The following is an 11,879-nucleotide window of genomic DNA, read 5'->3' as shown; positions in this document are numbered from 1 at the left end:
CACGCCTGGCCCCTGCCCCCTGTTCAAAAGGATCCTGCCATGTGCAAGACACCCGCCTCCCCCGCCTTCCAGCCCGTTTCGCTTGACGGCAGCACCCTCCATGTCCCCCGCCGCTCGGGCCATGTCCCGGCCGAGACCTGGGCCGTCACCTATAACGGCCCCATTCCGGATCACTGGCAGAAGATCGCCCGTGCCAAGGGCTTCAACATCCTCGCCCGCGTGCGCGACCGCTATCACCTGGCCCTGGAATGCCGGGTCTGCGGCGCGGTGACCGCGCAAAAGGTCTTCACCCTGCGCACCGCCCAACCCGCCTGCGCGGGCTGCGCCGAGATCGGGCGCCGGAGCACGGCGCAGGATGCCGGCCTGGTCTATCTCGGCCGCGACCCCGAAGACCGCCATTACGGGCGCTATCGCATTCCGGAATGTGGCCACGAGGTGCGCCGACAGTTCGAGATCATCGAGCGAGCCGCCGCGGGCAAGACGGCGATCCGCTGCGAGACCTGTCTGCAGGCCCGCGAAGAGGACAAAGCCCGGCGCCAGGGCTGGACCCGCCTCGGTCCCGACCCGCTGGGCAATTCCAATTACCGCCTCTACCGGCACGAGGCCTGCGGCCACGAGCAGCGCGTTGCCGTGGCCAACATGTCTTGGGGCCAGTGCGACTGCGCCGTCTGCGGCGAGAGCTGGGCCGCCAAGCCCTCCACCATCTATCTCGCCCGCATCACCCTGCCCCGGACCGGCCGGACGGTGCTCAAGCTCGGCTACAGCGCCAATCCCGAGAAGCGCTTCCGCCACCAGCTGGGCCTGCCGGAAGACGCGCAAGTCACCTTCCTGCGCCTGCTGGCGATGCCCACCGGCCATGCGGCCTGCGCCGCCGAGAAGCGCGCCCATGCCGAGCTGGGCCACCGCTTTCCCAAGGCGGTGATCCCGCCCAAGCTTTATGCCGGGCAGATCAACGTGGTGACCGAGATCTACGCGCCCTGGCTGTTGCCCGAGATCGAGCGCATGCTGACCCGGATCGCCCGCGGCATCGCCGCGCCCGACGTCCCCCGCGCGGGCTGAGCGGCGTGCCCCCGGGCCGGCCCCCTGTGTCCGGCCTGGGTGGCGCCGCCCTGCCCTCTAGCAACTCCCCCGTTTTTTCCGCTTTTCCTCTGTTCCCGGAACAGGAGGCTGCCCCATGTCCAGTTCGCCCTCCCCCCTGCCCGGCCTGGCCGCGGCCCGCGCCCGCGTCGCCCGCGAGATCCGCGCCGCCGCGCGGGGCACCAAGGCCGATGCGCTGCCCACCGCCGACGATCTCATGGCCCAGTCCGAAGCGAGGCTCCCGGACACCCGGACCATTCCGGTCCCGCCCGCACGCGATCCCGGCGACCGGCGGCGGGTGGAGACACCCATTACCGGAACGCTGTCGCTGATCCTGCGTATCGCTCGGGCCCTGGAGGACGCCCCCGTGGGAGCGCCCGGAACGCTGGTCCTGCTCACCGTCCCCACCGACCTTCTGGAGCTTGCGCGCACCGCCTGCGAGGCGTTGCAGGCCGCGGGCCATGCAGGCGCCAAAATCGTCGGGCAGCGCCGCCCCGGGGACCTGCGCTCCGACATCGCGCGCAGCCGGGCGGCATTCCGGGAAAGCATCACCACCGCCCTGCGCGCAGGCCACGCCGTGCTGGCCATCGCCCCGGATGCAAGCGCCCTGGGCGAGGAGCTGCGCCCCCTGCTGACGGCCACGCGGGTTCTGCCGCTCCTGGACCGGGAGATGCTGGCCGCCCTGCTGCCCCTGACCCACCGGGGGGCCGACCGGCCCGATCGACTGCCCGCCCCCGACAGCCTGCGGCACCTTACGCCCCTGCATCTTGACATCGCCTTCGCCGCCCCGACCCCGGAGGCGGTGCTGGACCGGCTGGACCGGATCGTTGCCAACGACGCAAACGCGGCGCCCCGGACGACCCTGGCCGACGTGAAGGGCCTGCCCGCCCTGGTGACCGAGCTGGAGGGGCTCGTCCGGGACGTGGCCGCATGGCGCGCCGGGGCGCTGGACTGGGGCCGTGTGCCATCCAGTTTCCTGCTCTACGGCCCCCCGGGCACCGGAAAGACCATGGTCGCCGCCGCCCTGGCCGGTTCGCTCGAGGTGCCGCTGGTCGCCACCAGCTTCTCCGAATGCCAGAAGGAGGGGCATATGGGCGACATGCTGGCCGCGCTGAACGGCCATGTCGAGGCCGCCATCGCCGCGGCGCCCGCGGTCTTCTTCCTCGATGAGATGGACAGCTTCCACAGCCGCGGCGGACGCGATCGCAACGAGCGCTACATGGCCTCCGCGGTCAACGGGTTGCTGGAACAGCTCTCCCGGCTCGACGCGGCCGCGGGCGTCATCGTGATCGGCGCCACCAACCATCCCGACCGCATCGACCCGGCGGTGGTCCGCTCGGGCCGGTTCGACCGCAAGATCCCCATCGGGTTGCCGGACAAGGACGGCATCGCCGCGATCCTCGCCGCGCATCTGCCCGATCTGCCCCCCGAGCAGTTCGCCGCGGAGGCCCGCGACCTGGTCGGTCTGACTGGCGCCGATCTCGTGGCCCTGGCCCGCCAGGCTGCGGCAATGGCCCGCAGTGCGGAACGGGCGGTCTGCCTGGGTGACCTGCGCGGCGCCGCAGCCCGGCTGCGCCCGCCGACCCCGAAGGGCGTTCTGCGCCGCATCGCCCTGCACGAGGCCGGTCACCTGCTGGTGACCCATCTGCTGGACCTGCCGGCCGCACGCTCGGTGCAGGTCTCGCCCCGGGGCGGCGCCGTGCTTGCGCCCGAGCCGATCTTCCATACCTGCGCCAGCGCCGAGGACATGCTGGCCCTTCACCTCGCCGGCCGTGCGGCCGAACAGCTGGTGCTGGGCACCCCCTCCAGCGGCGCCGGGGAGGGGCCGGACAGCGACCTAGCCCAGGCCACGCAGCTGGCCGCCCGGATCGAGCTGCAATGGGGCATGGGACGCATGGGCCCGGCCTGGCAGCCCCTGCCGCGCGATCTGGAGAGCCTCGCCCTCGACCGTGCCCTGCGCGCCCGCCTGAACCGCCATCTCCGCGCGGCCGAGGCCCGGGCCACCGCCCTGCTGGACGCCCACATCGCCGACCTCCTGCGTATCGCCGAGGTACTCGAGCAGGAGCGGGAGGTGGCCGGCGCAGCGCTCACGGCCTTGTTGCCGGGGCGACAGTCGTCTCGGGACAGCGACAATGTGGCGGTAGGGGCGGAGGAGACGGGGCCATTCCTTTCGGGGAGACCCTCGGACCGGTCCGCATAAGGCCGCCCGGCCGCGCAATATGGGTGCGTCCGGGAATTGACTCGCGCGCGGTAGTGACATTGCCGGAAGGAAACAAGGGCTCAACACCCTGAATAGGCTGCACAATCCACAGTTTTATTTTTGCCTCTCGCCCTTTGCATCGCGTGCGAAACATCCTTTTTAGCCTGCATGCCGGAGCGCGGATCACGCGCCCCAAAAAGAAGATCGGCGTCCCTGGCTTTCCGCAGAGGATGCGCAGGCAGAAGAGAAAGACGATGTGGAATTTCGTTTCGAACGTTGGGCAGTTTTCCCGCAAAGGCCGTTTTCTCACGCAGGCACATCATGGGGAGGCGGGCAATGGCTAAGCATATCGAAGTTGCGGCTCGGAATGAGAACCGACATCCTGCACTCGTTGGAATGGCCCGGCTGCTCGCACAGCAAGCCGCTCGGGAGGCCCGTGACGACGTACTGACGGAGAACGAGACCCCGATCCCGCACATGCATGAAGGACCTTCAGAGCATGATGAAGACTGACGTCATTGGAACTGTTCCTCGCATGCGCGCTGCGATCTACGCGCGCTATTCGACGGACTTGCAATCGCCAGCCTCGATTGCCGACCAGGTCCGGACCTGCCGTCGGCTCTGCGAGGAGCGGGGATGGGAGGTGGTCGAGGTTTTCGACGATATGGCTATCAGCGGGGCCACGCACCTGCGCCCACAATTCCAGCAGATGCAGGAAGCGGCACGGAAAGGGCAATTCGATGTACTGGTGGCGGAGGCGCTGGACCGGCTGAGCCGGGACCAGGAACATATCGCGGGCCTGCACAAGCGGATGCGCTTCAACGGGGTCGCCATCTTCACGAAGGCGGAAGGCGAGATTTCCGAGCTGCACATCGGGCTGGGGGGAACAATGTCCGCGCTGTTCCTGCGCCAGCTTGCGCAGAAGACCCACCGAGGCTTGGAGGGCAGGGTGAAAGCGGGCAAATCGGCTGGCGGGATCAGCTACGGATATCGCCTGAACCGGCAGCCGCTGCCCGACGGGAGCTTCACGACCGGAGACCGCGTGATCGATGAGACGGAGGCCGAGATCGTTCGGCGGATTTTCAGGGAATATGACCAGGGCAAGAGCCCACGGACCATCGCGGTCGGGTTGAACAGGGACGGGATCGCCCCGCCCCGCTCGGGCGGCAAGGGGGCGGGCACGTGGTCCTTCTCGACGATTTCCGGGAACTGGAAGCGCGGAACCGGTATCCTGAATAACGATCTTTATGTCGGCAAGCTGGTCTGGAACCGCCAGAATTTCATCAAGGATCCCGAGACCGGCAAGCGGCAGGCACGATTGAACCCACCGGAAGCTTGGATCATCGAGGAGGTGCCGCATCTTCGGATCATCGATGACGGCCTCTGGGACAGGGTCAAGGAGCGACAGAGCGCCATCCGCAAGACGATGAAGACCTCGAACCAGCCGCGGAATGCTTTCGGCGCGGCGCGACGGCCAACCTACCTCTTTTCCGGATTGCTGAAGTGCGGAGACTGCGGGGCCGCATATACGCTGATGAACGGAAAGAAGTATGGCTGTTCGGGGGCCCGGAACAGGGGAACCTGCGCAAACCGGGCGCTGATTTCCCGGACAGCGGTAGAACGGCGCGTGCTGGAAGGGCTCAAGCATGAGTTGATGCATCCAGACCTGGTCCGAGAGTTTGTCGAGGCATTCCGGAAAGAGATGCGGCGGGAGCGACGTGCGACGCAGGCGACCCGCGAAGCGCAAAAACGGCGTCACGGGCAGGTCTTGACCGAGATCGATGCGATCGTGAGCGCCATCACCCAAGGCATGTTCCACCCGAGCATGAAGGCGAAGATGGACGCGCTGGAGGCGGAACGTGCGGAGCTTGAAGAGAAGCTGGCAGCGCTGCCGGAGACCGAGCCTGTTACGCTGCATCCCCGCTTGTCGGATATTTATTCCCGGAAGGTCATGGACCTGACCAAGGCTCTGAACGACCCTGAGGCGCGGGCGGAGGCAGCGGATCTGCTGCGTGGTCTTGTTTCTGAGATCCGGCTGATCCCGGATCCGGACGCGGAAGACGGTCACGCGATCGAGCTTTTCGGGGATCTTGGGTCTATTCTTGCGTTTTCGCGGGACGGGAATGCCAAACCCCGCCGTTTTACGGGCGGGGTGTCGGATTCGTTGGTTGCGGGGGTTCGCAACCATCTGAACCTACCTGAGGGCTCAGAAGCCAAGGTTTCTGCGAAGAAACAGGGATTTGACCTGCTCTTCAACGCCTACGACATCACCGATGTTCATCTGAGATCGCAAACCGCCTGAGCCTTTCGGGCGGCGAACATCTCGATCTGAATAGTCGGTCAGTCGTGGGCTGGAGAGCAGACCATGACCGACCGACCATTTGGAAAACGAGAAGCCCCGTTCTCACTACGGCTGAGCTTCGAAGAGAAAGCCAAGCTGAAACAGCAAGCCGGTGGCATGCCGCTGGCGTCGTATATCAAGTCGCTGGTGTTCGCGGCCGACGCGCCGAAGTACCGCAAGCGCCGTCAGGCGGCTGAGGCTGACGAGAAGCTGCTGGCGGAGGTGCTGGCCGCGCTTGGGGCGAGCCGGATCGGCAACAACCTCAACCAACTCGCCAAGTCGGCCAATACCGGCACGCTCTATTTCGACGACGAGACGAAGGCCGATATCAGGCGCGCCTGCGAAGACGTGCATGCCATGCGCGTCCTGCTGATGCGCGCGCTTGGCCTTCAGGACAGCGACAAGCCGCGTCCGCCCGAGTCCACGTCGCAGAGTTTCGCCCGCGCCGCGACCGCCAAGACCACGCCCCCGCCCAAATCGAGGTTCACGCTATGATCCTCAAGGGCTCTCAGCGCGCGGGCGCAACGCAGCTCTCCGCCCATCTGCTTAATGAGCGGGACAACGACCATGTCGAACTGCTGGAGCTTCGGGGCTTCGTTGCCGAAGACCTGACCGGCGCCCTTCGGGAAGCGCAGGCGATCTCGAAGGCGACGCAGTGCAAGCAGTTCATGTTTTCGCTGAGCCTCAATCCGCCAAAAGAGGCGGTGGCGAGCGAAGCGGATTTCCTGAACGCGGCTGATCGGGCGGAGAAAGCGCTCGGCCTCGACGGACAACCCCGGGCGATTGTCATCCACGAGAAAGAAGGGCGGCGGCACGCCCATGTCGTCTGGTCGCGGATCGACGCCGAGACCATGACGGCGATCAATCTGCCGCATTTCAAGAACAGGCTGACGGCGCTCTCGAAAGAGCTCTATCTCGATTTCGGCTGGCGACTACCCGAGGGGCTGAAGACGCTTGGCGGCAAGAGCCCCCTCAATTTCACCCTCGATGAATGGCAGCAGGCACGCCGCCTGAAGCTCGACCCGCGCGAAATCAAGGACGCGTTCCGCGATGCATGGGCGCAGTCGGATTCGCTGGCGGCGATGGGCAATGCCCTCGCCGAACGGGGCTATTTCATCGCCAGGGGCGACCGGCGCGGGTTCGTCGCTCTCAATATCGAGGGCGAGGTTTTCGCCCTCCCGAAATGGATCGGGGTGAAGACCAAAGAGGTACGCGCCCGGTTCGGCGCGGCGGATGGCCTGCCCTCGGTAAATGAGGCCAGGGCGGCCATCCGGTCCCGCCTCACCACCAAGCTGAAGGCCTTCATCCAGGAGGTGAATGCCAGGCATGAGCGCGATCTCGCTCCGCACATGCAGGCGAAAGCCGAGATGGTCAAAGCGCACCGCACGGAGCGCCAGACCCTCAAAGACCGACAGCAAGACCGCTGGCAAGTGGAAGCGCAGGAACGATCTGAGCGCTATCGCAAAGGGCTGAAAGGCCTGCTCGACAAGGTTACCGGCAAGGCGCGCGTCATCCGTCAGGAGAACGAGGCGCATGCGCTTGCCTGCGCCAAGCGCGACCGCGAGCAACGCGACCGGCTGGCCTTTGCCCAGATGAAAGACCGGCAAGAGCTGCAAAAGCAGATCGACGCCCTGCGCCGGAAGCATGTCGCTAATCGCCGACTGCTTGCCCGCGACATCACCCGATATCTGCGCACCTCCGAGCGCAGCCCCGAGACGGACGCTGACCGGTCACCGCGTGACCGGCAGCGCGAGGCGACGCCTCACCGTACGCGGCGCCGTGATCGTGGCCCGCGATTTGAGCTCTAGCAACAGGAGAACAACGAACATGAAACGGTTCAAACTCAAACGGCGCATAACGCTCGCCGTGTTGGCGGGGACGACCGTCCTTGCCGCCGGGGAAGCGGTCGCGCAATCGCTCTTCGGCAATAGCAGCTATGGCTATGGATATGGATACGGCAGTCGCGACCTGAGCCTCTATCTGATGATGGTGCGGATCGCGACGATGGGCACGTCGGCCGCCCTGGGCTTCGGGATTGGCTGGTTTCTGAGCCCGAAAGCCCGGCAGTTCCGCAAGGTCGCTGCCTTGGTCGCGCTTGCGGTGGGCGGTGCCATCGCCGTTTTCAACAACGGATCGCTGGGATGGAGCCTGACCACGCTGCTCTCGGCCATCGGGTTTTTCGCAGCCCTCGGCTATTGGCTCGGCACGGCGGTCAAGGCACTCGGCGAAGTCCCGTCCACCTTCGGCTCTGCAAAATGGGCGGATGCCGAAGAACTCACGGAACGCGGCGTGTTCGGTAAGGACGGGCTGCGGCTCGGCACGTTCTTCAACGGCGCAGAGGAGGAGGTCATTGCTTATAAGGGCGACCGGCATCTGCTGACAGTTGCCCCGACACGCTCGGGCAAAGGTGTAACGCAGATTATCCCCAACTTGCTGAAGTATAAAGGTTCGGCGCTCGTCATCGACCCGAAAGGCGAAAACGCGAAGATCACGGCCAAAGCCCGCCGCGATATGGGGCAAAAGGTCCTGACCGTCGATCCCTGGAACATCGTCGGTGATCTTGAGTTCGAGGCCGCGCGCATCAATCCGCTGGATATGCTGCAAGCGGGCGATGTGGACATCACTGAAAACGCCATGCTGCTGGCCGATGCGCTGATCATGCAGGGCAGCCACGGTGACCGGTTCTGGGCGGAAGAAGCCAAGGGGTTGTTGCAGGGCGTGATCCTCTATGTCGCGACGGACGAGCGCGAAGCCGGGCAACGGCACCTGCCGCGCGTTCGCGATCTGCTGCTGCTCGATGGCGATAATCTGAAGATGCTCTTCGAGCGGATGCTGGAAAGCCCGCACCATGTCGTGGCCAGCACCGGCGCGCGCTTCCTGCAACGGGATGAAAAGCTGCTGTCCAACGTCATGGCCTCGGCACAGGCGGAAACCCATTTCCTCGATAGCGCCCGTCTGCGCGAAAACCTCTCGGCATCCGACTTCAGCTTCGAGGAGCTGAAAACGGGCAAGGTCACGATCTATCTGTGCCTGCCTGCCGACCGGCTGCATGCGTTCGGGCGGTGGCTGCGCCTGCTGGTGCAGCAAGCCATCACCGTCAATGCCCGCAATATCGAGGTGCAGCCCGACAAGCCGATCCTGTTCCTGCTCGACGAATTGCCTGCGCTTGGCCACCTGACCATGGTCGAACAGGCCTATGGGCTGATGGCGGGTTTCGGGATGCAGCTCTGGGGCATTGTGCAAGACCTCAGCCAGCTCAAGCGCGTCTATGGCGACGGCTGGGAAACCTTCATCGGCAATTCGGGGGTAGTGCAGTATTTCGGGAGCACGGATCGCACGACGGCGGAGTATTTCTCCGCGCTCTGCGGCGAGACCACCGTCTGGAACTTCAGCTCGGCAATTGCGCGGACGGTCGGCACAAGCTCGGGCGGCAGTGGCCTGAGCAGTTCGGACTCGACCACCGAGACCGACACGCGGGCGGCGGCCAAGCGCAAGCTGGCCTATCCCGACGAGCTGATGCGGCTGCATGAACGCAAGCAACTGCTCTTCATCGAAAACGCCAACCCGATCATCGCGCACCGCGCGCCGTGGTTCGAAAACCCGGACCTCAAGGCCATGGGCGTCGATCTCCGCGCCAAGGCCGAAACCTCGTCGCTCAGCACGCCCTGGAAACCCACCGTCATGCCGCAATTCGAAACGGAGGATTTGCCGTGGAACACCACGTTTGCAACCGGCTTCTCGGCGCCGAAGTGACGCTGTTGCTTTCACCCGAGGATTTCATGAAGGCGGCGAAGCTGGCGGGCATGCCGCTGACGGACGCCAATGTCGAGTCGATCTGGTATTGGATCACCGAAAGCCGCGACCTCTACGCCGACTATGCCGTGGCGGTCGCGGGTATCCTCCAGACCTTGCTCGACGAGTTTGCCTATGAGGCGCTCTTTATGAATCCGCCGCCGGATTTCGACAATCCCGATGGCGAAATCCCGTTCTAGGCCATCAGAGGAGGGGATTCCCCCCATGTCCGAGAAGACCCCGAAGAACCCGTTCAACCTGGAGGCAGGGTCATCCCTGCCTCCCCACAAGAACACACCGCTGAGGGACAAGGACAATGGCTCGCATGATATGCCGCCGCCGTCCTGGGTACGAAAACCGGCGCCAAACCTTGCCCCGCCCGGCATGGCCGGTATCAGGCGCAATCTGCCGTCGAAAAGCCAGACCACAAGTGAGAAGCCTCGTTTTACGCTGGGCGAAGGCGGCAAGCTCAAAGGGCTGTTCAAGCCGATAGCCGCCAAGGCACTCGACAAGGGGCATGGCCACGATTTCTAGGACTATCTTCCTGAATCGCCGCAAGGCGCTTCTTTGTTATCCTGTGGGCATGGATCACAAAGATTACATGCACGCGCTGCGCCACAAGACCCCAAACCATCCTTATTACGAGCCCGAAGCGCGTTCCTATCCGAACGCCTCTGGCGTCGAAGAATTGATATTCCTGCCTGCATCGACTTGGGCTTACGCCGATTTCCTTGAGGCCAACACGGATATCCGTATTGCCGATTGGGTCATCGAGGCCGACGAGTTGAAACGCGACGACTACACCATTGCGCATATCCTCTGGTTTTGGCTTTGGGAGAACGAGTGCGACCGCTTTCGCAACGGGCTAACCACGCCCCACGATATGCCGCCGATGGGCTATGAAGGCTGGGCGGACGAGTTTCACGAGAAGAAGGGGTAAGCGACCGCTTACTGATTATAGGGAGTGAGCGGCGGACGTCGCTTGCCCTCGATCACATCCATGCGGGCAGTCAATTCATGAACCATGCGACGGAGTTCAGCATTTTCAGCCTTCAGGTCGTCGTTTTGCGCGTCAAGTTCTTTAACGCTCTCAATGAGCGGCGCAATGAAGCCGGTATAGTTGAGACCAAGCCGCCCATCGGATGTAGCATCCACCAGATCAGGGAAGATCGCGCTAACATCCTGGGCAATCAAGCCAAGTTCACGGCGCTTCTCTTCATCATTCTTCATGACAAAGGACACACCCTCAAGTTGCCGTATCTTTTCAAGAGAGCCTTTGAGCGGGCGAATACTCTCCTTTTCGCGTCGGTCGGAAACATCGCGTATAATTCCAGTATAGTAGATGTCACCCGCGACATCGAGTCTTGCTTGCGGATTAGTTGCGCCAATTCCAACATTGCCGGATGCGTTAATAGTTAGTCGGTCTTTGATTGCGTCCGCCGTACTATTATCACGAATATTAAAGGTTTGATTGTTACGATTGTCAATTTGCCATGTGCGGCCTGAATTTATCATAAAGATTCGTACATGCGCTAACGCTTCCGACTGTATCCTTAAGTCCGTATGTGAGGTGCCATTAATATGGAGATGGTCGCCGGGGGTATCCGTTCCGATACCTATTTCCCCATCGGAATTGATAGTCAAAGCCTGCTGCCAATTTGCTCCATCGCAACGCATGATATGGACAACGCCACTCGTCTCCGGCCCTCCCACTTGACGAATATAGTCGGTTTCACCGGCGGCGCAGGCATCACCAGGTGCGGTTTCTTGCGCAATTACCCCTCCGCAAAGCGTAACGCTATACAGTAAACACCCAAATAAAAATATTCTCATCCCTCTCATTTCGACCTCCAATAAATTCGCAATAATTATTACATTATACAGTCATGTTATTAATTTTCTACGGATTTTTGTTTAAACCTGCGGATTTGAGATGACGCTCTAAAAGAGCGTCATCTGGCGCGAGGCCTCTTGGTAGTGCTGCCATTCCGTCTTGGCGGCTTCTTCGTCTAGCCATGCGGTGACCTGTGCTTCGAGCGTGTCGGGCGTCACGACCCCGGCAGGCAGAAAGTGCGAGCGATAGCCGGTTTCGGTGACGGGCAGCGGCACGCGATTGTCGGAGGTGATTTCGACATGGTCACACGGGCCGTTCCAGCGGCAGGCATGATAATCCACCCGAATGGCGATGCCGCGCCACACGATCCGGATGGTGAAGGGGGCGCTCATGCCCCCTCCTGGTCTGTTGCGGGCTCTCTCGGGTCTTCGATGGGCTGGCGCAGGACGATGCGGCCATTGATGGGGACGACTTCGAGCTGGATGGTGTAGCCCGCGCTGTCCTTGTGCGCCCAGGCCGCACCGACCTTGTTCCAGTAGGATTTGTCGCCCTTTTGCGTGACGTGCCACGCGAGGAAGTCGGGCGCTTTGGGCGAGGTTTTTTGTTGTTTGTTGCGGGTATCAGCCATTTTGCTT

General features: G+C 63.4%; 12 protein-coding genes. 9 read left to right on the top strand and 3 right to left on the bottom strand.

The window, feature by feature from the left end:
* The first annotated feature begins 39 nt into the window (after positions 1 to 39).
* From EV662_RS17730 to EV662_RS17690, 9 genes are all read left to right on the top strand, one after another.
* The gene (locus EV662_RS17730; protein ID WP_243695892.1) at positions 40 to 1,059 is read left to right on the top strand and encodes a hypothetical protein; all 1,020 of its coding nucleotides are present in this window, start codon (positions 40 to 42) and stop codon (positions 1,057 to 1,059) included.
* A gap of 115 nt (positions 1,060 to 1,174) precedes the next feature.
* Entirely contained in the window at positions 1,175 to 3,277 is a 2,103-nt protein-coding gene (locus EV662_RS17725) for an AAA family ATPase (protein ID WP_132465660.1), read from the top strand.
* 499 nt (positions 3,278 to 3,776) lie between these two features.
* Entirely contained in the window at positions 3,777 to 5,579 is a 1,803-nt protein-coding gene (locus tag EV662_RS17720; protein WP_243695891.1) for a recombinase family protein, read from the top strand.
* 63 nt (positions 5,580 to 5,642) lie between these two features.
* Entirely contained in the window at positions 5,643 to 6,113 is a 471-nt protein-coding gene (locus tag EV662_RS17715; protein WP_132465658.1) for a MobC family plasmid mobilization relaxosome protein, read from the top strand.
* Positions 6,110 to 7,426, top strand: a complete 1,317-nt coding sequence (locus EV662_RS17710) for a relaxase/mobilization nuclease domain-containing protein (RefSeq protein WP_132465656.1) — start codon at positions 6,110 to 6,112, stop codon at positions 7,424 to 7,426. The genes EV662_RS17715 and EV662_RS17710 overlap by 4 nt, the downstream gene beginning before the upstream one ends.
* 19 nt (positions 7,427 to 7,445) lie before the next feature.
* The gene (locus EV662_RS17705) at positions 7,446 to 9,371 is read left to right on the top strand and encodes a type IV secretory system conjugative DNA transfer family protein (RefSeq protein ID WP_132465654.1); all 1,926 of its coding nucleotides are present in this window, start codon (positions 7,446 to 7,448) and stop codon (positions 9,369 to 9,371) included.
* Positions 9,329 to 9,610, top strand: coding sequence for a hypothetical protein (locus EV662_RS17700; protein ID WP_132465651.1), 282 nt, complete (start codon positions 9,329 to 9,331; stop codon positions 9,608 to 9,610). The genes EV662_RS17705 and EV662_RS17700 overlap by 43 nt, the downstream gene beginning before the upstream one ends.
* A 25-nt stretch (positions 9,611 to 9,635) precedes the next feature.
* Positions 9,636 to 9,944: a hypothetical protein gene (locus EV662_RS17695; protein WP_132465648.1), complete on the top strand. Its 309-nt coding sequence runs from the start codon at positions 9,636 to 9,638 to the stop codon at positions 9,942 to 9,944.
* Entirely contained in the window at positions 9,928 to 10,350 is a 423-nt protein-coding gene (locus EV662_RS17690) for a hypothetical protein (protein ID WP_132465645.1), read from the top strand. The genes EV662_RS17695 and EV662_RS17690 overlap by 17 nt, the downstream gene beginning before the upstream one ends.
* Positions 10,351 to 10,358: 8 nt before the next feature.
* On the opposite strand, the gene EV662_RS17685 is transcribed toward EV662_RS17690, so the two are convergent.
* The 3 genes from EV662_RS17685 to EV662_RS17675 form a co-directional block, all read right to left on the bottom strand.
* Positions 10,359 to 11,252 carry a tail fiber domain-containing protein gene (locus EV662_RS17685; protein WP_132465642.1) on the bottom strand — a complete coding sequence of 298 codons (894 nt, stop codon included), beginning with the start codon at positions 11,250 to 11,252 and terminating at the stop codon, positions 10,359 to 10,361.
* A 99-nt stretch (positions 11,253 to 11,351) separates the two neighbouring features.
* Positions 11,352 to 11,636, bottom strand: coding sequence for a hypothetical protein (locus EV662_RS17680; RefSeq protein ID WP_132465639.1), 285 nt, complete (start codon positions 11,634 to 11,636; stop codon positions 11,352 to 11,354).
* Positions 11,633 to 11,872 carry a hypothetical protein gene (locus EV662_RS17675; protein WP_132465636.1) on the bottom strand — a complete coding sequence of 80 codons (240 nt, stop codon included), beginning with the start codon at positions 11,870 to 11,872 and terminating at the stop codon, positions 11,633 to 11,635. The genes EV662_RS17680 and EV662_RS17675 overlap by 4 nt, the downstream gene beginning before the upstream one ends.
* Positions 11,873 to 11,879: the final 7 nt, after the last annotated feature.

Source organism: Rhodovulum marinum, from assembly GCF_004343075.1.
Taxonomy (GTDB): Bacteria; Pseudomonadota; Alphaproteobacteria; order Rhodobacterales; family Rhodobacteraceae; genus Rhodovulum; species Rhodovulum marinum.
This window is presented reverse-complemented; position numbering and strand designations above follow the sequence as displayed.